Genomic DNA, 24,267 nt, shown 5'->3' with positions numbered 1-24,267 from the left:
AAGTCACCCATGGAAGCCCGATGTAAACCGACCAACGTTTCCCGTCGCCGATTCCTCACGACCGCGCTCGCCGGCGCCGCGCTCGCCGGCACCGCACCCCTGCTGGCCGCCTGCGGCTCCACCGTCGCCGCGGCAGTGCCCTCCGGACCGCCCAAACGAGGCGGCACCCTCCGCGTCGGAGTCACCGGCGGAGGCGCGTCGGACACCCTCGACCCGCACATCCCCGCCACGAACCCGGACATCGCCCGGGTGCTCAACCTCTACGAACCGCTCCTGCTGCGCGATCACGACTACCGGCTCCAGATGCTGGTCGCCGAATCGCTGAAGCCCTCGCCGGACGCGCGCACCTGGACCGCCGTGCTGCGGTCGGGCATCCGCTTCCACGACGGCCGCCCGGTGACCCCGGCCGACGTCGTCGCGACCTTCCGCCGGATCACCGACCCGAAGGACCCGAAGAGCGGCGCGGCCGGGCTGACCATGCTCGGCGAGGTCGTCGCCACCGGCGACCGGACCGTCGAATTCCGCCTCACGTCCCCGAATTCCGGCTTCGACGACCTGCTCGGGCAGTACAGCCTCGGCATCGTCCCGGCCGATTTCGACGTCAAACGCCCGATCGGCACCGGCCCGTTCAAAGCCGACACGTTCACCGCCGGGCTGCAGAGCACCTTCGTGCGCAACGAGCATTACTGGCGGCCGGGCCAGCCGTACCTGGACCGGCTCTCGCTCATCAACTTCGCCGACGACGACGCCCGGATCAACGCCCTCCTCTCGTCCCAGGTGGACGCGATCGACCAGGTCCCGGTCGCGCTCGTGGACGTGCTCCGCAGCGATCCGCGGATCCAGGTGCTGCGCTCGGAAACCGGGACCTGGCTGCCGTTCACCATGCGCGTCGACCGGCCGCCGTTCGACGACGTCCGGGTGCGCCAGGCGCTGCGCCTGGTGGTCGACCGTGAGCAGATGATCAACCAAGTGCTCAGCGGGCAGGGCCGGGTCGGCAACGACCTGTACGCGCCCTTCGACCCGGCGTACAACCGGCAGCTGCCGCAGCGGAAGCAGAACATCGCCGAGGCGAAACGGCTGCTCGCCGAGGCGGGCAAGCCGAATCTCGACATCGAACTGGTCACCGCGCCGATCCAGGCCGGCGCGGTCGAGGCCGCGCAGGTGTTCCAGCAGCAGGCCAAGGCGGCCGGCGTGAACGTGCGGATCCGGAAGATCGACACCACCACGTTCTACGGCGAGAACTACCTGTCCTGGGATTTCGCGCAGGACTTCTGGTACACGCGCAACTACCTGCCGCAGGTCGCGTCCGGCGCACTGCCGAAAGCGCCGTACAACGAAACCCATTGGAACGACCCGGAATTCACCGATCTCGTCACGCGGGCGAGCGCCACGGTGGACCCGAAGGCGCGCACGGAGCTGCTGCACCGGGCGCAGCGGATCGAGTACGAACGCGGCGGGCTGATCGTGTGGGGGTTCGTCGACCAGGTCGACGCCTACCAGTCCTATGTGGCCGGATTCGTGCCGGACCGGACCGGGATCTCGCTGTCGGGCTACCAGTTCCGCCAGGTCTGGCTCGGCACGGCGGAAGGAGGCGCGGCATGACCCGGCTGATCCTCAAACGGCTGCTCGTGAGCCTCGTGGTGCTGTGGCTGGTCACCCTGCTCGTGTTCGTCGCGACGCTGCTGCTGCCGGGCGACCCGGCGCGGGCCATCCTCGGCCAGCAGGCGACCCCGGAGCGGATCGCCGCGCTGCAGCACCAGCTGCACCTCGACGAACCGGTCTGGCAGCGCTATCTCTCGTGGCTGGGCGGCCTGTTCACCGGCGACCTCGGCACGTCGACCTCGACCCAGGGCCCGGTCACGACGCTGCTGGCGGACCGGGTGTCGGCCTCGCTCGTGCTGCTCGTGCTCGCCGCGGTGATCGCCACCCCGCTCGGGCTCGCGTTCGGCACCTGGACCGCGATGCGCCGCGGCCGCGCCAGCGACCAGGTCGTGTCCGGCATCAGCCTGGTGATCGCCGCGCTGCCGGAGTTCGTGATCGGCGTGGCGCTCATCGTCCTGTTCGCGACGACGGTGTTCCGCGTCCTGCCTTCCGTCACCCTCACGCCACCAGGCGAAGCGGTATGGGCGCAACCGAGTCAGCTCGTGTTGCCGGTGCTCACGCTCGTGCTCGTCGTGACGCCGTACATCACGCGGATGATGCGCGCGACGATGAGCGAAGTGCTCGATTCCGGTTACGTGGAAATGGCGCGGCTCAAGGGAATGCGCGAGCGGACGGTGTTGCTGCGGCACGCCCTGCCGCACGCGGTCGGGCCGGTCGCGCAGGTCGTCGCGATCCAGCTCGCGTGGCTGGCCGGCGGCGTCGTGGTGGTCGAATTCCTCTTCCGCTACCCCGGCATCGGCCAGGCGCTGATCGACGCGGTCGGCAAGCGCGACGTCGCCGTCGTCCAGGCGGTGACGCTGTTGATCGCGACGGTCTACATCGTGGTGAACCTGCTGGCCGACGTGATCGGCATCCTCGCCGATCCCAAGCTCCGGACGGAGGCAGTGCGATGACCGCGGTCGAAGAAGAACAGGTGGTGCCCGCGGTTCCGGAGACGCCGCCGCGCGCGGCCGGGCTGATCCGCACCGCTTGGGCGTTCCCGCAGGCCAAGGTCGGCACCGTACTGGCCGGAGTCGTCATTCTGGTGGCGCTGCTCGGACCGTGGCTCGGGCCGGTCATCACCGGGCACACCACCACGGACTTCGCCGGGAAACCGTTCAAACCGGACGGTCTGATGGGCACCGACGGTCTCGGGCGCGACGTGCTGACCCGCTTCCTAGCGGGCGGCACCACTCTGCTGCTGTACGCGGTCCTCGCCACGGCGCTCGGCATCGTGCTCGGCGCGCTGCTCGGCATGATCGCCGGGTACGGCGGCGGCTGGCTGGACAGCCTGCTGATGCGCGGCAACGACGTGCTGCTGTCGTTCCCGCAGCTGGTCATCGCGCTGCTGGCGATCGCGGTGATCGGCCCGAAAGGCTGGCTGCTCGTGCTGGTCATCGGGTTGACGCACGCGCCGCGGACCGCGCGGGTCGCCCGGCAGGCGACGGTTTCGGTGCGCAACCACGACTACATCCGCGCCGCCGAGATGTACGCCGTCCCGCGCAGCCGGATCCTGCTGCGCGAGATCCTGCCGAACATCACCGGCCCGCTGATGGTGGAGCTGGGCCTGCGGCTGACCTATTCGATCGGCTACATCGCCTCGCTGTCGTTCCTCGGGCTCGGCATCCAGCCGCCCGCCGCGGACTGGGGCCTGATGATCAACGAGAACCGGATCGCGCTCGTCGTGCAGCCGTGGGGCGTGCTGCTCCCGGTCGCCGCGATCGCGGTGCTGGCCGTCGGCACGAACCTCGTCGCCGACTCGCTCGCCTCGGCCGCGGCCGGGCGGACCCGGGAGGCACGAGCATGACGACCGCTCTGGAAGTGACCGGACTGGCCGTGCGCACGACGGCGGGCCGGCCGGTGCTGCATTCGGTGTCCTACGAGATCGCGCCCGGCGAGGTCCTCGCGCTCGTCGGGGAATCCGGCTCCGGCAAGACGACCGCCGGATTGGCCGCGCTCGGCCATTTCCGCCGCGGGCTGATGGCCGGCGGCGGCCAGGTGCTGCTGCACCCGCGCGACGGCGAACCGGTCGACGTCCTGACGCTCGACGACGCCGCGCGCCGCCAGTTGCGGGGCAGCGCGGTCGCGTACATCCCGCAGGACCCGGCGCTGTCGCTCAACCCGGCGCTGCGCGTCGGCCGGCAGATCGCCGAGGTGCTGGAAACGCACGGCTACGCCGGGTCCGTCGACGAGCGCGTGGCCGAGGTGCTCGCCGAGGTCGGGTTGCCGTCCGACGAGGCCTACCAGCGGCGATACCCGCATCAGCTGTCCGGCGGGCAGCAGCAGCGGGTCGGCATCGCGATGGCGTTCGCGTGCCGCCCGAGCGTCGTGGTGCTGGACGAGCCCACCACCGGCCTGGATGTGAAGACGCAGGCGCTGGTGCTGGAAACGGTCCGGCAGCTGACGTCCGAGCACGGCGTCGCGGCGCTCTACATCACGCACGATCTCGCCGTCGTGGCGCAGCTCGCGGACCGGGTCGCCGTGATGTACCAAGGAGATCTCGTCGAATGCGGCGTCGCTGACGACGTCTTGCGACGGCCGAAGCACGCGTACACGAAGCGGCTTCTCGCTGCGGTGCCCGACCTCGATGCGGAGCCCGCCACCGCTCCCCCGCCGGACGACGCGGTGCTGGCCGCGCGCGACATCCAGGTGTCCTACGGGCAGCAGAAGGTGTTGCGCGGCATCGACCTCGCCGTGACGCGCGGGGAAAGCGTGATGCTGCTCGGCGAGTCCGGTTCCGGGAAAACGACGCTGTCGCAGTGCATCGCCGGGCTCAATCGCGGTTTCACCGGCACCGTCGCGCTCGAAGGCACTCCGCTGGCTCCGGCGGCCCGGCAGCGCAGCACCGACGAACTGCGGCGGATCCAGTACGTCTTCCAAAGCCCGTTCTCGTCGCTGAACCCGCGCAAGACGATCGCGCAGTCGATCGAGGTTCCGTTGGTGCGCTTGACGTCTCTCTCCCGCACCGAGCGCCGGAAACGCGTCGCCGAGACGCTGGATCGGGTCCGTTTGCGACAAGACCTCGCGAACCGGTTGCCGGACCAGCTCAGCGGCGGCGAACGGCAGCGCGCCGCGATCGCCCGCGCGCTGGTGACCACGCCGGACGTCCTGGTGTGCGACGAGGTCACGTCCGCGCTGGACGTCTCCGTGCAGGCCACCATCGTCGAACTGCTCGGCGAACTGCGCCGGGAACTCGGCATGGCGATGCTGTTCGTGACGCACAACATCGCCCTGGCCCCGGAGGTGGCGGACCGGATCGCGGTCCTGCGCGGCGGCGAGATCGTCGAGGAAGGCACCGTCGAGACGGTGCTGAACTCCCCGTCGCACGAGTACACCAGCGAACTTCTCGCTACGACGCCGAGGCTGTGAGGAGCCGAATGACTGTCAACGGTGCGGTAAAACCCGGGTACGAGGGCGTGCGGGAAGCGTTCGGCGACCTCATCGAGGCGACCACTGGCGGAGCCGCGTTCAGCGTGTTCCGCGACGGTGCCCCGGTGGTGGAACTGTGGGGCGGCTCGGCCGCGGACGGCGTGCCGTGGACCGAGGACACCCGCGCCGTGTTGTTCAGCGGCACCAAAGGCGTGGTCGCGACCGTCCTGGCGATGCTGACCGCGCAGGGGAAGCTCGACCCGGACGAACGCGTCGCCCGCTACTGGCCGGAGTTCGCCGCGGCAGGCAAGGAGGACGTGCCGGTCTCGCAGGTCCTCTCGCACACCGTCGGTCTGCCCTACGTCGAGCCGGACCTGCCGATGCTGGACAACGCGGCGAACGCCGAAGCCCTCGCCAGCCAGCGTCCATTGTGGACTCCCGGGACGAAGGTCGCGTACCACGCGCTCACCTACGGCTACCTCGCCACCGAACTGGCCCGGCGCGTCACCGGAGCGGACCTGGGTGTCCTCGTCCGCGACCTCCTCGCCGAGCCGCACGGCCTCGACCTGCGGCTCGGCACCCCGCCGAGCGTCCCGGTCGCCACACTTCGGCGCGCGCCCGGGTACCGGATCAGCACCTTCCTCCAGGACGAGGAACGCCGCCGGATCGTCGAACGGATGTACCGCGGCCTGCTCGATTCGGGCGACTCGATGAACTCGCCGGAGTACCGCGGCGCGACGCTGGCGGCGGGCGGCGCGGTCGGCACCGCGACCGCGATGGCCCGCCTCTACGACCTGCTGCGCTCGGGCGGACTCGTCCCCGCCGACGTCCTCGCCCGGGCCGCCCGCACCTGGTCCGAGGGGATCGACGCGATCAACGACCGCCCGCTGCGCTTCGGCCTCGGCTTCGAGCTGGCCGACCCGATCGGCACCTACGGCCCCGCCGACGCCGACCCCGCCGCTTTCGGCCACTCCGGAGCCGGCGGCGGCCGCCACGGCGCGTGGCCGGCCCGGGGTCTGTCGTTCTCGTTCGTGACGAACGAACTCCAGGCCGAGGACGTCGACCACCGGGCGTCGTCGCTTCTGGCGGCGCTGCACGAGGCCGCCTGACCTACCGTGGGGAGATGCGGATCGTCTCCCTGCTGCCCGCCGCCACCGACCTCGTCGCCACGCTCGGCAAGGCGGGCGACCTCGTCGGCCGCACGCACGAATGCGACTGGCCCGCCGAGGTCGCGTCGGTGCCGGTGGTGACCGCCGCGGACCTCGACTCCGACACGCTGACCAGCCGCGAAATCTCCACCGCCGTCGGCGCGAGCCACCAGGGTTCGTCGCTCTACTCGGTCGACGTCAGCCAATTGGCCGCCCTCGCGCCCGACCTCGTGCTCACGCAAGACCTGTGCGAGGTCTGCGCGGTGTCCTACACCCGCGTCGCCGCGGCAGTGCGGATGCTCGACGCCGGACCGCGCGTGCTCAGCCTGGAACCGCGCACCCTGGACGAGGTCCTCGACTGCCTGACCACCCTCGGCGACGCCCTGGGCGTCCCGGAGGTGGCCGCCGCCCGCGTCGCCGAACTCCGCTCACGACTCGCCACAATCCGCCGCCACGTCGCAGGACTTCCCCGGCCGCGCGTGGTCGCGCTGGAGTGGCTCGACCCGCTCTGGCCAGCCGGTCATTGGGTGCCCGAACAAATCTCCGCGGCAGGCGGCACCCCGCTGCTCGCGGAACCGGGCGAGCACACGAAACCGATGCCGTGGGACGCCGTGGTCGCCGCCCGTCCGGACGTCCTGCTCGTCCTCCCTTGCGGCTTCTCCCCGGACCGGACCGAGTCGGAGCTGGACGTCCTCACCTCGCTGCCCGGCTGGACCGACCTGCCCGCGGTCCGGAACGACCGGGTCTGGCTCCTCGACGGCCCGTCCTATTTCAACCGCCCGGGCCCGCGGGTGGTGCGCGGAGCGGAGATCCTCGCGACTGTCCTGCACGACATTCCCGCCGAACCCCCGGTCAGCCATGCGGAGGCCCGGCGGATCTGACTCAGCCGCTCGAAAAAATCCCCCGACCGGGAAGCCGCGGACCCACTTTCGCGTTGTCTCTCAAGCAGAACCGGCACGGAATGGGGTGGGTCGCTTGAGCTCTCCCGAACGGCACGCGGCGGACTACCCGGCACCCCGCCTGGCCGTCGATCTCCCGATCGCAGCCCTCCTCATCGCCTCCTTCGCCCACTGGATCCGCGGCGCCCCCGCCGACGGCGTGATCTTCTTCGCCGCCGCGATCCTGCTGCTCTTCACCGAACGCCACAGCACCCCCGCCGACGCCCTGCTCCCCGCCACCCGCCTGCCCGGCGCCTCGCTGATCGCCGCCGCCGCCCTCGTCGCCCTGGCCTTCGGCCGCCACACCGTGCCGATGTTCCTGGCCGTCACCGCGATCGGCATCGGCGCACTCGTCGTGGAGTGGCGGGACCCCTCGCTCCCCGCGCAACCGGTCCCGCGCCGCGGCTGGCTGTGGGTCGCGCTGGCGATCTCCTGGTGCCTCTGGGAGCTCGTTTCCTTCGTCTACGAACAGGCCGCGGGCGGGCTCTCCCTCACGCATCCCACGATGAGCGACCTCGTCGACCCGATGCTCGACAACCGGGTCGTGCAGGCGCTCGCGATCGGCGTCTGGGTCGCCGCCGGGCTGGCGATGCTGCGCGCCGCCGCCACCGCGAGGAGGACGGCATGAGCAGCAGGCTGATCACCGAAATCGGCTTCGGCGCGATCGTGGCCGCCGCCCTGCTGCTGTGGCTGGGCAGCCACCTGTTCCCGAAGAAAATCCCGCCGCTGACCCGCGTCCTCGCCGCGCTGATGCGCAAACGGTCCACCCGGATCGCGCTCGTGCTGGCGTGGTGGTGGGTCGGCTGGCACTTCTTCGTCCAGAGCTGACCCCACCCTTGGCATAATCATCGATTATTTCTGCTATGGTCGATGATATGAACGAACGTCTCGAGGTCTCCCGGCTCATCCCCGCCCCCGCCAGCGCCGTCTTCGCGGTCCTCACCGATCCGCAGGGCCACGTCGACATCGACGCGTCCGGAATGCTCATGGACGCCGAAGGCGAACCGGTGACCCAGGCCGGCGACCGGTTCGTCGTCCACATGGACCGCGAAGCGCTCGGCGACCGTCCGCTGGGCAAGTACGACGTCGAGGTCGTCATCACGAAACTGGTCCCGGACCAGGAGATCGCCTGGACCGTCGAAGGCAGCCTCCGCCCGCACGTCCGGCACATCTACGGCTACCGGCTGGAACCCGCCGAGGACGGCACCCGCGTCACGTCCTACTACGACTGGTCCGAACTCAGCGAGGAGTGGAAGGAGCGCCTGACCTTCCCGGTCGTCCCCGAATCCGCCCTGAAGGCGACCCTCGGCATCCTGGAGCGCACCGTCCGCCGCCGAGCCGCCTAGCGGTACCGGAACGCGGTCGGCTTGCCCTGCTCCGCCAGATACTGCTCGAAGGTGACCACGCCGTCCGCGTGCTCCGGCACCAGGTTCGCGCCGTCCGCGTAACCCCGGGCGACCCGTCCCGGCGCCGGCACCGGAACGAGCCGTTTGTCCTTCCCGGACGCGGCGAGCAGGGCACGCGCCAGATCGGCCGTCGTCCGCACCTCCGGCCCGCCGAAGTCCGCGACCCGCCCCCGCGGCTCGCCCTGCGCCAATTCCAGCAGCCGGGCCGCAACGTCGCGTACGTCGACCGGCTGGAAGCGGAACTTCGGCACCGGTACCACCGGCAGCCGCGCGGCGCCGGCGAGGATCGTCCGCACCAGCGAGTGGAACTGCGTCGCCCGCAGGATCGTGTGCGGCATCCCGGAACCCGCGATCAGCTTCTCGGCGGCGAGTTTCGCCTGGTAGTAGCCGAGCGGGATCTGGTCGACGCCGACGATCGAGACGTACACCAGATGCGGCGTCTGCCCGCTCCACCGCGCGGCTTCGACGAGCGTGCGGACCGTCTCGACTTCCCGGCGGTAGTCCGTCGCGCAGTGAATCACCGTGCCGACCCCGGCGACCGCGACGTCGATCCCCCGCCCGGTGCGCAGGTCGCCGGCCGTCCACTGGACCCCTTCGCCGGACCGCCGCCGCCGGCTCAACGCCCGCACCGGAACCTCCGCGGCCCGGAGCCGTTCCACGACCACCCGGCCCAGTTGTCCGCTTCCGCCGGTGACGAGGATCTGCTCGGCCACGTGGTTCCTCCCGCTGCCGCACCGCCCGGGCTCAGCCGGCTTACGCCCGCCATCCTGGCACGCCTCACGGCACCCGGGTCAAAACCTCGAACGCCACCGCACCGTCGGCTCATCCGCAGCATGCCGTGATCAGCCCCGACGTCGCCTCATTCCCCCGAGCTCAGCCGACTCTCACCCGCCAACCAGACACGCCTCACGCCACCCGGGTCAAAACCTCGAACGCCACCGCACCGTCGGCTCATCCGCCGCGTCCCGCCGCGGCGCGTCCTTCCGCAACAACACCGACAACCGCCCGTACGCCGTGATCAGCTCCGACGTCGCCTCATTCCCCCGCCCGGCCCGGGCATGCTCGAACCCCTGCCGCAACGCGGCCAGCGCGCCCGGTTCCGCCGTCGCGAGCAGGCCAGCCGCCTCGGAAACCGTCTCGGCGAGCCCGTCGAGCATGGCGTTCGTTTCCGGCCGTCCGGGCGCGACAGTGAGCACCGGCGACAGCACGCGCAGCTGGTGGTGCAGCCGGTAAAGCACGGCAAGCGGATCGTTCTGCTCAGCACCGTCCATCGTGCTCTCCTCCGCTCCGTCCCCGGGGAGACGAGGCGGAGGCTCCCCCATGACGCCAGGCGCCCGATTGACTTCGCTCAGGAGTCCTCTGCCTCCAACCCGTCCCGGTCGGCCCACTCCAGCAACGGCTCGAGCGAGTACGCCACGTCGTCGATCCCCGCGTGCAGGTCGCCGAGTTCGGCGAACCGCGCGGGCACGGTCGCGATCGTGCAGTCGTGCGGGTCGACGTCGTCGACCTCGTCCCAGCGAATCGGCGTCGACACCAGCGCCTCGGGCACCCCGCGCACCGAATAGGCGCTGGCGATCGTGTGGTCCCGGGCGTTCTGGTTGTAGTCCACGAACAGCTTCTTCGGGTCGCGGTCCTTGCGCCACCAGGTGGTGGTGACCTCGTCCGGAGCCCGCCGCTCGACCTCGCGCGCGAACGCCAGCGCGGCCCGGCGGACGTCGGCGAACCCCCAGCGCGGTTCGATCCGCACGTAGATGTGCATCCCGCTGCCGCCGGACGTCTTGGGCCAGCCGCGGATGTCCAGTTCGGCGAGGATCTCCTCGGCGACGTGCGCGACCCGGCGGACCGTGTCGAATCCGCAGTCCGGCATCGGGTCGAGGTCGATCCGCCATTCGTCGGGCCGCTCGGTGTCCGCGCGGCGGGAATTCCACGGATGGAACTCCACAGTGGACATCTGCACCGCCCACGCGACGTGCGCCAGCTCGGTCACGCACAGCTCGTCGGCGTGCCGGTGGTACCGCGGGAACTGCACCCGCACCGTCTCCAGCCACGGCGGCGCACCGTTCGGCACCCGCTTCTGGTGCACCTTCTCGCCGGCCACCCCGGACGGGAACCGGTGCAGCATGCACGGCCGTTCCCGCAGCGCGCGCACGATCCCGTCGCCGACCGACAGGTAGTAGCGGACGAGATCGAGCTTCGTCTCGCCGCGCGCCGGGAAGTAGACCCGGTCCGGGTTGGACACCCGGACCGTCCGGTCCCCCACCTCGAGCTCGACGGCCTCGCCCTTAGCCATGCCACTGACCGTATCCGGAAACGGCCCTGCGCGTCAGCGGCCGAACGGCACGAGGGTGAAACGCCTGCCCGCCGCGCAACCGGCAGTTCGCCGCCGGATCGGTCAATTCGGCAACGCAGCCAGCACGGAGCGATCCAGTTTGTACACCGTGACCGTGCCCGACCGGAACGCCACCGAGAGGCCGGGAAGGCCGTCCAGGTTCTGCAGGCCCGGAGCCAGCTCGAACGTCGGCGCGGTGTACCAGCTGTTCGGCGAACCGGGTCCCGCGCCCATGGTCGGCGCTGTGCTGTCCACGTAGACGTAGCCGATGTTGAGCGACAACACGGTTTTCCGGATGTTCGGGTCGGTCGGATAGTCGCGGAACGAACGCAGCAGCTCGTAGGTCACCGGCTCGAGGGCCGAGCCGAGCGTGACCACGTTGACCACCGGCACCCGGTCCTCGACGTAGGCGTAGGTCGAGCCGTCGTTGGCGCTGTTCATCAGCCGTTCGCCGGGCTTGATGTGCTCCTCGACGAACTTCGCCGCCCGCTTGTCGTCGTCGTTGACCCGGGTGAACTCCGGCTTCGCGTAGCGGCTCGCGATCACCTCGGCGTTGCGGTGTTCGTAGGGCACCGCGGCGTAGACGACATATCCGGCCATCATGACCGCGAGCAACGCGGCGGAAACCGGACCGGCGAACCGGCGGACGCGACTGAACGCCGCCGCGTTCTTCGGCATCCCCGCCAAGCGAATGATTCCGACCGCCACGAATACGACCGCGATAGCCGCCAGCACCGGAATGAACAGGGAAATGTGCGACTGAATGCGCACATACGATTTGTAGAACGGCGATCCGACCATCGAGCCGATGCCCGACCACGGGTGCACCTTGAAATCGACGACGATCGCCAGCCAGGCCAGCCACATCGCGGCGACGCCCCACGCGCGGCGGAGCACCACGACGACCAGCACCCCGGCCAGCGCGAGCACACCCGCGCTGAGCTGGGAGAAGATGCCGTGCGGATCGAAATAGCCGCCGTAGGTGAGCTTGAGGTTGGTCGACAGCGCATCGCCGAACCGGCCCGGCGGGATGTCCGGCGACCAGGTCCCGGTGCGCGTGGCCTGGCTCGCCGAGCCCAGCAGCGTGGTCGCCGAGGCGAGCGCGGCCACCAGTCCCGCCGCCAGCAGGACCGGCCACTGCCCGCGCAGGATTTCCCGGCCCCGCTTCGTGAACGCCTCGACGATCCAGAACACCACGACGCTGAGGCCGACGGTGGCGGCCACGCTCGGGTGGACCGAGAACACCCCGGCCACCCCGAGGCCCAGCACGAACGCCCGCAGCCAGCGCGAGCCCGGTCCCCATCCGCGGAGCCCGCCCACCGAGATCAGCGCCGCGATCACGCCGGGAGCCATGCTCATCGCGGCCGCGTTCGGCGCGATCCCGCCGTCGTGCAGGAGCTGCACGCCCGGCCGGTAGAGCCCGGCCGCGACCAGCGCGGCGACCCCGCCGGCGAGGGCGGTCCAGCCCGATCCGGCGCGCAGCCTGCGGAACGCCGCGGCCGCGAGCGCCGCCGAGCCGAGCACGAACACCGGCCCGGTGATCAGGGCGTTCATCACGTTGAAGCCGGTGATCGGCCCGCCGGTCAGCTGGCCCGAGAGCGCCGCGGGCAGCGGCAGCCCGGACGGGTAGAACGACACCGGCTGCCCGGTGAGCACGTCGATCGGCAGGAGGTCCCACGGCGCGGCCCGGCCGGTGTCGCTGATGTAGGCCACCAGCACCATGTGGATGATCGTGTCGTGTTCCTGCGGGTACGTGTCCCAGGAGCCGAGGCCGCCGTGCCATTGCTGCAAGGCGAGCGCGATGCCGCCCAGCACCAGCACCGCGGCGCCCAGCTTGGCCGCCAGCAGCCACCGGCCGGTCAGCGCGGGCAGCAGCGAGGTGTCCGGCTCCTCGACCGGCGCGGGCTCGGTGCGGCCGCGGCGCAGCCACGCGATGCCGAAGACGATCGCGGACAGCAGCAGGGTCACCGCGAGCGCGAGCGGAATCCCGAAGGACAGCCCGGGAATGCCGGACGCCAGCCCGGCCAGGCCGTAGACGCCGATGCTGACCGGCGCGGTCAGCGCGGCGAGCCACAGTTTGTCCCGGACGCCGGCGGCGAGTTGCACCAGAAGCCCCGGCACGGCGAGAACGGCCAGCCCCGCCAGCGGGTACAAAAGCAGACTCACGGCGAAGACCACCCAATCTCGTGAAGAACTCGTTGGATTCCACTGGGAACTGCATCTGTACTGAAGACTGGGGCCGCCGGTCGCGCATCGAAGACGGAACTTCCGATATGCCTTCGATTTCGACGTGCTGCCTTCCCGCCGCCGCCGAGAATACGACACCGACCCCGCGATCCCGGGACCGGCCCGGCAGAAGTCGATCGACGGCGGGGCGGGCCCGCGGGCGCCCGCGTCCCGCCCGTCCCCGGCTCCGGAATCGCGGTGCTCCGGCCGTCTTCAGGCCGCGGGTCTACCCGCTTCCGCCGCGCGTCGCGTCGAGCACGGCAGTCTGCTTCGCCAGCCCGGATGTCGAGCGGGTGCCGTGTTCGACGGACAGTCCCCGCATCGGTACCGGGTAGTCGTACCGGAACACCGCGACCGGCTCCCGCACTTTGTCGCCGCGAAGGTACGTCGGCACTTCGGTCGCCTTGGCGTCGGCGTACAACGGCACGTACGGGCCCCCGGCGTCCGCGGCGTAGGAAACGCCGACCAGCGACTGCGCGTCCTGGCCGGGCGCGAACCGGTAGCGGACCGGCTGCACGATGCCGTCCGCCAGCGAGGCCGGGGTGCGGCACGGCAGGACGAACGCGTTGGTCCAGTCCAATGTCACCGGCTCGCCGACGGGGATGACGTTCGTCAGCGGCGTCAGGCGCGGAATCCGGGGCGCGGTGACCGCGACCCAGCCCGCCGCACTCGGGTCCTCGTCCCGCGCGACGACCCGGACCCGTTGCGCCCCCGGGGCCTGCCAGCGGGGATCGAAGCGCGCGTCGAGCCACTTCCCGCTGTTGTCCTCTTTGGCCTTCATCGTCGCCAGCACGGTCCCGTCCGCCTTCGCGAACTCCACCGAAACCTGCGCTTTCCCGTGCGCGGCGCGGGAAATCACCACTGGCGGCGAATCCGGCGACCCGACGTCGGCAGGCAGGTCGTACCACCCGCTGACGAGCGTGCCAGTGCGCGAGGGCGACCCGTGCGAACTCCATGCCGGGTGCTCCGGGTCGCTGCCGAACGGGGCCGGCGGCGCGGTGTCCGGCGGGAACCCGGTGTTCGTCGCGAACCCTTCCGCCGAGGCCGGAGAGGACGCTTTGAGCACGCCCGCGCCGATGTCCGGCTCGACGTCCAGCCAATCCTCGACGCCGCACGAGTTCCCGGCCTTGCCGGCACTGGCGGCGAGGCCCAGCGAAGCCAGATTCGACCGGCCGACGGAGTAGGTGCCCCAGCGCACCTTCACCGCTTGCGCCTGCCCGACCACTTCGACCGCCACCGTCGCGGCCGCCACCGCGACGATCACCCAGCTCGACCTCGGCAGCCAGCGCGGTGCCCGGCTCGCTCCGTCCCGGCGTTTCGCGGTCTGCCAAGCACCGGCGACCACACCGGCGAGCGCGACCGCCAGCCCAGCCCAGAGGGCCAGATCCGCCAGCCGCACTCCCTTCACAGTGGGGACGGTGTCGCCCCACCGGACGTCGTAGTCGGACTGCATCCACCACCAGTTCGGCGCGGACCAGGCCAGCCAGGTCGTCACCGCGACCAGGCCCAGCGCCGTCGCCCGTGCCCACACCGAGGACAGCGCTCCGCGTGCGACGGTGTGCACCAGCATCGCGATCATCACCGTGCCGAATCCGGCCAGCGCACCGAAATGGTGCGTCCACTTCGTCGGCGTGAACGCGAGCACGACCAGGCACAGGACACTGATGACAGCCATGCGGCGGGCAGGCCCGACAGCCAGTCCCGGGGCGCGGCGCCAGATCAGCAGCACAGCCAGCAGGGCCATCGCCAGAAGCATCAGCAGCACCGGCACCCGGCGGTTCAGCGCACCCTCGACCACCGACGGATCGAGCAACGTGACGTACCGGTTGATTTCGCTCTGCCACGGCAGATCCGGCCCGATCTTCTGCCGGACAGCGGTCGACTCCAGCACGGCGGTCAGCGGCTGGTCGTAGAACGCGGTCAGGAGCGCGCTGGCACCGGCGCCGACCACCACCGCGACCGCGCCGAGCACGCGCAGGTCGCCGCGCCTGCGCACCAAGCGGAAAAGAGGACGCACCCCGGCGATGAACGGCAGGAACGCCGCGATCCCGAGCGGGTTCGTCGTCGCGGTGGCGCCGGCGACCACCAGCCCGATCGCGACCGGTGTCACCGCACTGGTCGCCACGGCGCGCTCGACCAGCGCGAACACCGCCAGCGAGCCGAACACGATCCACGGCTCCGGCCGCAGCCCGACGTCGAAGGCCACGTACCAGGCCAGGAAAAGGGCCGCGGTCGCCCAGCGGGTCCACCTCGTCGGCCGGTTCACCAGCCGCGGCAGCACCACGCGATCGATCAGGAACCAGGACGCCAGCCCCAGCAGCACCGACGGCAGCCGCATCCACACCATGGCCGGCGTGACGCGGCCGAGAAGCGCGTACAGCTCGTAGTACCAGCCCCACGGCGCTTCCGGCGCGTTGAACCAGCGGAAGTAATTGCCGGTGAACCCGCTCGTCTCGCGAGCGCGCAGCATCGTCGAGATGTATCCGTCGTCCACGGTGAGCGCGCCGACGACGGACCAGACTCCGAGCACGCCGGTCACGACGAGGTCCGCCGGCCGCGGCACCCACGCCCGCCGGGGAAGCAGCCGGACCCGGCGGGCGGCGCTCCGGTCGCGCCGGATCAGCAGCACGATCATGCCGAGCAGCGCGAGCAGCGACACCACGCCGAGCGCGATCTTCGCCGCGCTTGGCGTGCTGACCCACCGGGTGTCGGGTTCGATCTGCGCGGACACCGCGCCGGGGTGCTCGGTGTACAGCCCGGCGACGTTCGGACGGCCCGTCGTCTTGGCGGTGCCGACAGTGGTGCCTTCGCCGTCCGCGTGCACCGTCAACTGGCAATCGGCACCGGCGGGGCGGTGAAACAGTTCTGTGCCACCGAGTTCTGCTCGGACCGTGCCGTCGACCGCCCGGATCTCCAGCCCGCCCGCGAGAGGCTCCGCGCCCTGCTTGCCTTTCGGCGGAGTGGTCGCGAACAGCAGCCCGTTCGGCTCGGCGCATCGGACAGTCGCGTCGAGTCTGGCCGGGTGGTACGGGTACAACGGCAGCGCGGTGTCCTGCGCGCCGTCCCAGCGGTATGTCGTTGTCTCAGTGTTCACCGGTGCGACGGTGAACAGCACCGCGGTCAGCGCGCAGACGAGCCCGAGCCCGATGATGAGCCAACGATGGCCGGCTTGCCCGCTTGCGGCGGCGTCGGAATCTGGGGTCGGCACGGCGCGGAGTTTAGTGTTCCGGCGTATCTCCGCCGTGAAGCGGCCCGGCGCCGCCGCGTCGTCGCATGTGAGGCCGGTCTCGGGGCTCCCGGGCCCAGGAGCAACCGGGGCTTCTGTCCACTGTGGAGCAGCCGCCGCGCCCCGTCGTCGCCCGTTCGAGCGACTGCCGCGCGCTTTCCGGCCCGAATACCCTCGAGGACGCCCCGGGTTACCCGAAAGTCTCCCGCCGGACCGTCCACCGTGGACATCCGCGCAGCTCCAGCGGGATTTCCGGAAGTCAAACGGGTCCTGCCCGGTTTGCCCGGTTCCTCCACGGTGATCTGGAGCACACCTTAAGTCCAGCCTAGGTGTGCTGCGTCACGCGGTCCGCTACCGCTAGCGTCACGCAACCATGGAATCCACAGTGGTCGCCAAAGAGGGCGACAACTACACGAAAGCACTGGGCAACCGCCAGGTGCAGATGATCGCGATCGGCGGGGCGATCGGGGTCGGGCTCTTCCTCGGCGCGGGCGGGCGGCTCCACGAAGCGGGACCGTCGCTGGTCCTTTCCTACGCGCTGTGCGGCATCGCGGCCTACTTCGTGATGCGGGCGCTCGGCGAACTCGTCATGCACCGGCCCAGCTCCGGCAGTTTCGTGACCTACGCCCGCGAGTTCATCGGCCCGTGGGCCGGGTTCGTCTCCGGCTGGATGTACTGGCTGAACTGGGCGATGACCGGGATCGCGGAGATCACCGCGGTCGCGATCTACGTGCACAAGTGGCTGCCGGACGTCCCGCAGTGGATCACCGCGCTCGTCGCGCTCGGCGTGCTCATGGCGGTCAACCTGCTGAGCGTGAAGCTGTTCGGGGAACTGGAGTTCTGGTTCTCCGTCGTCAAGGTCCTCGCGATCATCGTGTTCCTGGTGACCGCGCTCGGGCTCGTGTTCACCGGCGCGAACATCGGCGGCACCACCGCCGGCGTGCACAACCTCACCGACCACGGCGGGTTCTTCCCGGCGGGCGTCGGCATCGCGCTGATGACGCTGCAGGCGGTCGTGTTCGCCTACTCCGCGATCGAGGTCGTCGGCATCGCGGCCGGCGAGACCAAGGACGCGCGCAAGGTGCTGCCCAAGGCGATCAACGGCGTCGTGTGGCGGATCGGCGTCTTCTACGTCGGTTCGGTGCTGCTGCTGGCGATGCTGATGCCGTGGCCGTTCTACAACGGCGGCGAAAGCCCGTTCGTCACGGTGTTCTCGCGCCTGGGCATCGGCGGCATCGGCGACGTGATGAACGCCGTCGTCCTCACCGCCGCGCTCTCCTCGTGCAACTCGGGCCTGTACTCCACCGGCCGCATCCTCCGCGCGCTCGCCGACGAGGGCGAAGCGCCGAAGTTCGTCGGCAAGATGAACTCCCGGCACGTGCCCTACGGCGGGATTCTCTTCACGTCGGTGGCCTACGTGCTCGGCGTGGTGCTGAACTACATCGTGCCCTCGAAGGCGTTCGACATCGCCACCGCGATCGCCTCCCTCGGCGTCGTCGCGACCTGGGCGACCCTGGTGTTCTCCCAGATGCGGATGCGCCAGGCGGCGTTGCGCGGCGAACTGGAGCGGCCGAGCTACCGCATGCCCGGCGCGCCCTACACCGGCTGGGCCACGCTCGGATTCCTCGTGCTGGTCGTGGTGCTGATGGGATTCTCCGACGGAGCCGAGAAGATCGCGTTCTACTCGATCCCGGCGATCGTCGTGGTGCTCGCGGTCGGCTGGCGGCTCGTGTCCCGCAAACGGCAGGCGCGCACCGGCGCCTGAGCGGAGCCCGCGTTCCCCCATCCCCGCGAACGCGGCACCGGCCCGGCCGTCCTTCCGATACCCACCGGAAGGACGGCCGGGTTCTTTTCCTTCACCACAACGGGAAGTCGACCCCGCGCTCGGCTTCCGGCCGCGGCCCGAAGATCCGCCGCTCGGACTCCTCGATCCGCCGGTCGTTGATCGACGCCTCGCGCCTGCTCATGAGGCCGTTCTCGGCGAACTCCCACAACTCGTTGCCGTAGCTGCGCCACCATTGCCCGTCCGCGTCGCGGCTCTCGTACTGGAACCGGACCGCGATGCGGTTCTCGCGGAAGCCCCACAGTCCCTTGCGCAGCGCGTAATCCCGCTCGCGCTCCCACTTCGCGGTCAGGAACTCGACGATCGCGGCACGGCCGACCACGTGCGCGTCGCGGTTGCGCCACACGGAATCCGGCGTGTACGCGAGCGAGACCTTCTCCGGGTCCCGCGTGTTCCACGCGTCCTCGGCGGCCTGGACTTTCTGCAGGGCGGCAGCGAGGTCGAACGGCGGGAACGGGGGCCGCGATTCGGTCATGACAGGGGTCCTTTCACTTGATGAGCTGAGGATTGCGCGGGTACGGCGCGTGCGCGACCTGTCGGGCGACCGGACGGCCGCCAACCACGCGCTGCACCGCGAACCGGACGATCCGGCCGGTGTAGCCGTCGTCGCCCGAGCGGCCCGCTTCGCCCCATTCGATCTCGGCGGCGCCGGAGACCTGGAGGATGCGGCCGGTGGCGAAGTCGAAGAAGAGCAGCGCGGCTTCCGGGTTCGCGGCGATGTTGCCGAGACTGTTGAAGAGGTTGTTTCCCGGATAATCGGGCCACCGCACGGCATTTCCCTCGACGCGGACGAATCCGGGCGCGCCGCCGCGATGGGACGCGTCCGCGCCGTGCACGGGGTGGACGGTGCCGAGGAAGAACGTGTCCGCTTCCTGGATCAGCCGGGTGTCGTCAGCACTCAGCTCGGCGCGTTCCGCCGCCGGCGCCGGCTCGACGTCGTGCGTGAGGACCCGCTGCTGGATGTACTGCGGGCAATTGCCGTACGCCTGCTCGACCTCCACGATCAGGTGGTCTTTCGCGGCGGTCGAGAGAGTGCCGTTGATCCGGACCCGGCGGCGGGTCGCGAACTCGACGCTGGTCATGCCGAGCAACTGCCCCGCCGGAAGCCCGTGCAACGGATCGCCCTCCGGCAGCGCGCGGTGGATCGCGAGCGTGGTCGCCGACCTGGTTTCCAAGAACCCGGGCGGGCCGGTGACCGGCGACGTCCACAACCGTCCGTCCACGGCGCGTCCGGTCAGGACCAGGAACGTCCGCTCGGCCAGAAACCCCGCCATTCCCGCGGAAATCCCGGCCGGTTCAGCCATCCGGGACAGCCGCGCGGCCTGGCGTTCGACTCCCGCCTCCCGCTGGACGGCGAGCTCGCCGGAGTGGAACGCCTGCCGGATCGCGTGGCTCATCGCACCCTCTCTTTCTCACGGGTTGCGCCGTGAGGTTCCGTGAGAAGTTCTAGCAGCCGCTTCTCACGGATGCAACCCATTCCATCCGTGATACGTTCTCGGCCATGGGCATGCTGCCGGACGAGGTCGTGCCGGTCCGCCTGATGGCGACCGTCTGGGCCGACACGAGCGGGCTCCACGACGACCTCCGCACCCGCGAAGACCTCGACGCGTGGCTCGACGATGTCGGCCTCGATCGAGGTTCGCGGCAGTCGTCCGCCTCCGAACTCGCGCTGGCTCGCCGGCTGCGCGATGCCGTCCGCCGCCTCGCCGCGCAGGTGACCGCCGACGACCGGCAGTCCCCCACCGTCGACCTGGACACCGCACTCGGCGACCTCAACGAACTCGTGACCCACTTGCCAGTCCCCCAATTGACCTTCACGTCCGGGAAACTGCAGGAAAGCTCCTCGCGCGGCACTTCGCCGGTCGTCACCGGATTAGCCCGCGTGGCACGAGAATCGATCGCGCTGCTCGGCGGACCGGATGCCGCCAAGCTGCGCGCCTGTTACGCGCCGGGTTGCGTGCTCTACTTCATGAAGACGCATCCGCGCCGCGAATGGTGCTCCGTCGCCTGCGGCAACCGAGCGCGCGCCGCACGGCATTACGAGAAGATCCGATCGACGCGCTGACGGCTCAGCCCAGCAGCACCACCGCCGTTTCCGCGGCGCGCGCGAAGACGTTCTCGCCGACCTGCATGCCCGCCATCACGATCGCGCCTTCGTGCAGCAGCATGATCTGCTCGGCCACCTTGCGCGGCTCCGGAACACGCGCCGATTCGGCCACTTCGACGAGGACGCCCAGCAGCCACCGTTTGCTCTCGGTCATCACCGCGTACGCCGGATGCGCCGGATCGCTGATCTCCGCGTGCGCGTTGATCATGCTGCAGCCTTTGCCGCCGTATTTCTTCGCCCACGCCTCGGACGCGTCGAACACCGCCACCAGCCGGTCCCGCGGCGTTGTTCCGGCCTTCTCCAGCCACTCGCCCAGGAACTCCCGCCAGCGCGCGTCCCGGGCGGACAAGTACTCCACGACCAGCCGGTCCTTCGAGCCGAACCGGTCGTAGAGCGTCTTCTTCGTGACGCCCGCCTTCGCCGCGATGACGTCGACGCCGACCGCGTGGATGCCGCGTTCGTAGAACAGCTCCGACGCGGCGGTCAGCACCGCCTGCGCTTTCGGGGTCCAGTCGATGGCCATGGCCCCAGTGTATACCGATCTGTATAGTCCGGCGGCATGGGTAAACAGATCGGTATAGTCGGAGCGGCGGTCCTGTTCGTGGCGTGCTGGTCGTCCGGGTTCATCGGCGCGAAGCTCGGCGCGGCCGACGCGTCCGTGCCGACCGTGCTGATGTGGCGGTTCCTGCCGCTGGCGCTGCTGCTGACACCTTTTCTGCGCCCCGGTTCGATGCGCGAACTGGGCAGGCATGTCCTGATCGGCTTGCTGTCCCAGTCGGGTTATCTGCTCACCGTCTACTGGGCGATCGGCGAAGGCGTCAGCACCGGCACCACCGCGCTCATCGACGGCGTGCAACCGCTCGTGGCCGCCGCGCTCGCCGGTCCGCTTCTCGGCGTCGCGGCGACCGGACGGCAATGGATCGGGCTCGCACTGGGTCTCGTCGGGGTGGTCCTGGTCAGCTGGTCGGACGCCGCTTCGCACGCCCCGGCCTGGGCGTACCTGATCCCGTTCGCCGGGATGCTCGGGCTAGTCGCCTCCACCGTGCTCGAACGCCGAGCTCGCGTTCCTGCTCCCCCGTTGCGCGCGCTGGCCGTCCATTGCGCCACTTCGGCGGTCGTGTTCACCGTCCTCGCGCTGGCGACCGGGAACGCGGTGCCGCCCGCGTCCGGACACTTCTGGTTCGCCCTCGCGTGGTTGATCGTGCTGGCGACCTTCGGCGGGTACGGGTTGTACTGGCTGCTCGTCGGGCGGATTGGCATGACCGCGGTGAACAGCCTGATGTTCCTGATCGCGCCGGTCACGTCGGTGTGGGGCACGGTGTTGTTCGGCGAACCGTTCACCGTGCTGACCGGCGTGGGCCTCGGCTTGGCCCTGGTCGCCGCCGTCGTCGCGAACGGCCGGGTCAGCCGCCGTAGCGTTGCCGGACCACCTCCGGAGTCTCCAGGTTCTTCCCCGCGTCGATGTTCTGCGCGAGCCGGAGGTACTGGCCTTCCGCCCACATCAACGGCGCCGCGCTCCCGGTCGGCCGGCCCAGCCCGAAGCACGCGACGTCGGCGCGATCCCACACCTGCTCGGGAATGAAGTACCCGTCGTTGGCCGCGTCCGCCATCGACTTGAGGTACACCGCCGCCGAACGCCCGTTGGCCAGCTCGTACTCGCCGCGCTCGCCGGACAGGACCGGCCAGAGCCGCCCGAACCGCTGCGGCCCGTTCGCCGGCCAGCCGGTGCACGCCGTGGTGCTCTCGCCGTAGTTGTCGTGCGGGTAGCGGTGGAAGTAGATGTCGCCGTTCGGGGTCGTGACCTGCATCGGCGCGTTGCCGTCGCGGGCCGCCGCCGTCGGGGCCAGCGACTCGGCGACCTCGGGATCGGCCGGTCCGCGAAGCCCGAGCCGGACGAGGTCGAGGAACCCGAAGTCGACCACGTCGTGCTCGTAGAAGCAGCCTTCGTCGAAACAGATCTGCCCGGTGTCGTTCGGGTCGGTTCCCTTGTCGATCCGCTCGTAATACGTGTGGCCGCCCCAGTACCCGGCGGTCGTGCGCGTCCAGCCGTCGAGCTGCGCGCGCCACGAGTCCGCAGTGGACTCCCACTGCTGCGCCGCCGCGGTGTCGCCGTTCGCCCGCGCGATCGCCCCGGCCGTCACGAGCCCGGCCACCTCCGCCGCGATCGACGACGGCGACCGCCCGTACTGCTCCTCCCACCGCTCGGTCGTCGCGGGCCCGCTCGTGCGGATGTGCTCCGCCGTGACCTTGACCCGCGCGTACGTGGCCGCGTCGGTGAGCCCGGTCATCCAGGCGAGGACGATCGCGTCGGAATCCTGGTCGAGCTGCTCGCAACAGCCGAGCTGCTGCGGCGTGGCCCCCTGGACCCCGCTCACCGGGCTGTACCGCGGAAACGCGCCGGCCGGGTACGTCGTCCCGTCGCCCTGGGTGGGCGCGGAAATCCACTGCGAGGACCACAGGAACTGCGCCATCCGCTTCGCCTGCGCCGCGTCGCCCGCCACGAGCAGCCCGGTCGCCTGCTGGTACAGGTCCCGGCCCCACACGCGGTGGTACCCGTCGTTGAGCACGTCGCCGTTCACGACGTCGCCCCACGGCGTGGCCAGCCCCGCGACGCTCGCGCCGCGATGCGCCTTGTCCTCCGCCGCGTGCAACGCCATCAGCGCGACGTAATACGCCCTGCGCTGCCGCTCGTCGCCCGCCACACTGCCCGGCGCCGCCTTCAGGCTGCCGACATACTCCTCCCACCCGCGCCGATACGCCTGTTCCAGATTGCCGAATCCACTCGCCAGCGACCCGTCCGCGGCCGCCGCCGCGCCCTGGGCGTCGCTCCCGTAGCCGAGCGCGACCGAGAACGTCGTGTCCTGCCCGACCGGGATCTGTCCACATTGGACTACATTGCCGTGATCAGTGGAATCGAAGTGATTCGCAAGAGTTCGATGTGCCCGCAAGTCTACCAGGCAATCACTCGCGGCGCCGGAATATCCGTTGTCGTGCGCGATGAATCCGGTCGATGCCCGCAACGCCGACGCCACCGTCGTCGTAGCCCCGAACAACTCCTCTGTCCCGCTAGCCGTCAGCCCAGTGCCGTCCCACGCCGCCGTGTCATTCGCCGCACCGCCCGCCATGGAGGGATTCGCGAGCAGGTAGACCTGATACTGACCACCGTCAAGCGACTGAAACCGCGTGCGGGTAAGAAGAGTCGGCCGCCCAGCGTCGGTGACGTACGTCGTGGTGATGCGATAACGCCCGCTCTTCGCGGTGTTCGTGACTGTGTACTCGAGCGCCTTCTCGTCCGGCATCGAAACGACATGCTCCGTCGCGTCGCGTTCGAGGTCCACAAAGGACTTCCCGTCCGTGACCACGTACTGCATATCCTGCATGTTGGCCACGTCCGCACGCGGATAGAACACCTCCGACGTGACCCCTCCCGCGACGGTGAACCACAACGGACTGGCCGTCCCCGCCGCCGTCCCGAGGGCCGTTTTGTCCCCAGTTGTCCACGATGACGGCCCACCACAGCAATCCCCCGGCGGCTGCGCGCTGTTCTGCACCGCCGCACCGGACTTCGCCCCGGCTCCCGCAGGCGCGATCCCCTGCCCCACCACCGAAATCCCCACGACCGCGACCACCGCCGCCGCCCGTCCCCACTTCCCACCGACCATGCCGCTCATGCTGCCCGGCCGCCCCCCTCGGAACAACAGCCGAACGGTGGGAACCCTCCGGTCCTCTCCCTGCCGCCGAGAGTCCCACCCGATGGAGTGATCGAGAAGCCCCGAAAACTGTCGTACCCGGATGGTCTCCTAGTTCCCGAAGCGGTGCCCAGGTCCGGGTCCGCACCGACCTGAGGAGCCGTCACCATGACCGGAGCCACCCTTCGCCCAGCCCGTTTCCGCAGCTTCGCCCTGCAGTGCTGCCTTACCCCGTCAAGACCAAGGAAGACGCGCGCGAGACACGCATTTATTCAGCACTGAACGGTTGTTCCCGGCAAACGATGGACGGGAACCGATCCTCAGACCCGTCGCCATGGACTTGGC

The 24,267-nt window shown here is 70.3% G+C and carries 20 protein-coding genes and 1 pseudogene; 12 read left to right on the top strand and 9 right to left on the bottom strand.

The window, feature by feature from the left end:
- Positions 1-9 precede the first annotated feature (9 nt).
- From EIZ45_RS02000 to EIZ45_RS01960, 9 genes are all read left to right on the top strand, one after another.
- On the top strand, positions 10-1,602 hold the full coding sequence (locus EIZ45_RS02000) for an ABC transporter substrate-binding protein (RefSeq protein ID WP_134661521.1): 1,593 nt from the start codon (positions 10-12) through the stop codon (positions 1,600-1,602).
- On the top strand, positions 1,599-2,555 hold the full coding sequence (locus EIZ45_RS01995; RefSeq protein ID WP_134661522.1) for an ABC transporter permease: 957 nt from the start codon (positions 1,599-1,601) through the stop codon (positions 2,553-2,555). Before EIZ45_RS02000 ends, EIZ45_RS01995 begins: the two co-directional genes overlap by 4 nt.
- Positions 2,552-3,448, top strand: coding sequence for an ABC transporter permease (locus tag EIZ45_RS01990; protein WP_134661523.1), 897 nt, complete (start codon positions 2,552-2,554; stop codon positions 3,446-3,448). The genes EIZ45_RS01995 and EIZ45_RS01990 overlap by 4 nt, the downstream gene beginning before the upstream one ends.
- The gene (locus EIZ45_RS01985; protein ID WP_134661524.1) at positions 3,445-5,010 is read left to right on the top strand and encodes an ABC transporter ATP-binding protein; all 1,566 of its coding nucleotides are present in this window, start codon (positions 3,445-3,447) and stop codon (positions 5,008-5,010) included. The genes EIZ45_RS01990 and EIZ45_RS01985 overlap by 4 nt, the downstream gene beginning before the upstream one ends.
- Before the next feature lie 8 nt (positions 5,011-5,018).
- A complete protein-coding gene (locus EIZ45_RS01980) occupies positions 5,019-6,119 on the top strand; it encodes a serine hydrolase domain-containing protein (RefSeq protein ID WP_134661525.1) in 1,101 nt (366 codons plus the stop codon).
- Between the two features lie 14 nt (positions 6,120-6,133).
- A complete protein-coding gene (locus EIZ45_RS01975) occupies positions 6,134-7,039 on the top strand; it encodes a cobalamin-binding protein (RefSeq protein WP_134661526.1) in 906 nt (301 codons plus the stop codon).
- A 94-nt stretch (positions 7,040-7,133) separates the two neighbouring features.
- Positions 7,134-7,724, top strand: a complete 591-nt coding sequence (locus tag EIZ45_RS01970) for a hypothetical protein (protein WP_134661527.1) — start codon at positions 7,134-7,136, stop codon at positions 7,722-7,724.
- Positions 7,721-7,924, top strand: coding sequence for a DUF6186 family protein (locus EIZ45_RS01965; protein WP_134661528.1), 204 nt, complete (start codon positions 7,721-7,723; stop codon positions 7,922-7,924). The genes EIZ45_RS01970 and EIZ45_RS01965 overlap by 4 nt, the downstream gene beginning before the upstream one ends.
- A 47-nt stretch (positions 7,925-7,971) precedes the next feature.
- Complete coding sequence (locus tag EIZ45_RS01960; protein ID WP_134661529.1) at positions 7,972-8,442, top strand: SRPBCC family protein; 471 nt, start codon at positions 7,972-7,974, stop codon at positions 8,440-8,442.
- Here EIZ45_RS01960 and EIZ45_RS01955 read toward each other — a convergent pair.
- The 5 genes from EIZ45_RS01955 to EIZ45_RS01935 all read right to left on the bottom strand — a co-directional run bounded on the left by EIZ45_RS01955 (position 8,439) and on the right by EIZ45_RS01935 (position 16,265).
- Positions 8,439-9,215: an SDR family oxidoreductase gene (locus EIZ45_RS01955; RefSeq protein WP_134661530.1), complete on the bottom strand. Its 777-nt coding sequence runs from the start codon at positions 9,213-9,215 to the stop codon at positions 8,439-8,441. The genes EIZ45_RS01960 and EIZ45_RS01955 overlap by 4 nt on opposite strands.
- A 207-nt stretch (positions 9,216-9,422) precedes the next feature.
- The gene (locus EIZ45_RS01950; protein ID WP_238606003.1) at positions 9,423-9,773 is read right to left on the bottom strand and encodes a hypothetical protein; all 351 of its coding nucleotides are present in this window, start codon (positions 9,771-9,773) and stop codon (positions 9,423-9,425) included.
- Between the two features lie 77 nt (positions 9,774-9,850).
- On the bottom strand, positions 9,851-10,792 hold the full coding sequence (gene ligD / locus EIZ45_RS01945; RefSeq protein ID WP_134661532.1) for a non-homologous end-joining DNA ligase: 942 nt from the start codon (positions 10,790-10,792) through the stop codon (positions 9,851-9,853).
- Between the two features lie 102 nt (positions 10,793-10,894).
- A complete protein-coding gene (locus EIZ45_RS01940; protein WP_134661533.1) occupies positions 10,895-12,997 on the bottom strand; it encodes a DUF6541 family protein in 2,103 nt (700 codons plus the stop codon).
- A gap of 286 nt (positions 12,998-13,283) precedes the next feature.
- Positions 13,284-16,265: an arabinosyltransferase domain-containing protein gene (locus EIZ45_RS01935; protein WP_134661534.1), complete on the bottom strand. Its 2,982-nt coding sequence runs from the start codon at positions 16,263-16,265 to the stop codon at positions 13,284-13,286.
- A 391-nt stretch (positions 16,266-16,656) separates the two neighbouring features.
- On the opposite strand from EIZ45_RS01935, the gene EIZ45_RS01930 reads away from it, so the two are divergent.
- Positions 16,657-18,048: an amino acid permease gene (locus tag EIZ45_RS01930; RefSeq protein WP_134661535.1), complete on the top strand. Its 1,392-nt coding sequence runs from the start codon at positions 16,657-16,659 to the stop codon at positions 18,046-18,048.
- Between the two features lie 91 nt (positions 18,049-18,139).
- Here EIZ45_RS01930 and EIZ45_RS01925 read toward each other — a convergent pair whose 3' ends face one another.
- Together EIZ45_RS01925 and EIZ45_RS01920 are read right to left on the bottom strand one after the other, a co-directional pair.
- A complete protein-coding gene (locus EIZ45_RS01925; RefSeq protein WP_134661536.1) occupies positions 18,140-18,601 on the bottom strand; it encodes a nuclear transport factor 2 family protein in 462 nt (153 codons plus the stop codon).
- Positions 18,602-18,614: 13 nt separating this feature from the next.
- Complete coding sequence (locus EIZ45_RS01920; protein WP_134661537.1) at positions 18,615-19,523, bottom strand: pyridoxamine 5'-phosphate oxidase family protein; 909 nt, start codon at positions 19,521-19,523, stop codon at positions 18,615-18,617.
- A 104-nt stretch (positions 19,524-19,627) separates the two neighbouring features.
- On the opposite strand from EIZ45_RS01920, the gene EIZ45_RS01915 reads away from it, so the two are divergent.
- Positions 19,628-20,191 carry an ABATE domain-containing protein gene (locus EIZ45_RS01915; protein ID WP_134661538.1) on the top strand — a complete coding sequence of 188 codons (564 nt, stop codon included), beginning with the start codon at positions 19,628-19,630 and terminating at the stop codon, positions 20,189-20,191.
- Positions 20,192-20,195: 4 nt separating this feature from the next.
- On the opposite strand, the gene EIZ45_RS01910 is transcribed toward EIZ45_RS01915, so the two are convergent.
- Positions 20,196-20,756: a TetR/AcrR family transcriptional regulator gene (locus EIZ45_RS01910; protein ID WP_134661539.1), complete on the bottom strand. Its 561-nt coding sequence runs from the start codon at positions 20,754-20,756 to the stop codon at positions 20,196-20,198.
- 36 nt (positions 20,757-20,792) lie between these two features.
- Here EIZ45_RS01910 and EIZ45_RS46405 point away from each other — a divergent pair.
- Positions 20,793-21,614, top strand: a pseudogene (locus EIZ45_RS46405) (DMT family transporter); the annotation flags it as partial.
- A 22-nt stretch (positions 21,615-21,636) separates the two neighbouring features.
- Here EIZ45_RS46405 and EIZ45_RS01900 read toward each other — a convergent pair.
- Positions 21,637-23,895 carry a glycoside hydrolase family 15 protein gene (locus EIZ45_RS01900; protein WP_167756316.1) on the bottom strand — a complete coding sequence of 753 codons (2,259 nt, stop codon included), beginning with the start codon at positions 23,893-23,895 and terminating at the stop codon, positions 21,637-21,639.
- Positions 23,896-24,267 lie beyond the last annotated feature (372 nt).

This window comes from Amycolatopsis sp. CFH S0740 (assembly GCF_004522315.1).
Lineage (GTDB): Bacteria > Actinomycetota > Actinomycetes > Mycobacteriales > Pseudonocardiaceae > Amycolatopsis > Amycolatopsis nivea.
Note: the sequence above shows the minus strand (reverse complement) of the source record. Positions and strands in the feature narration are given on the sequence as shown.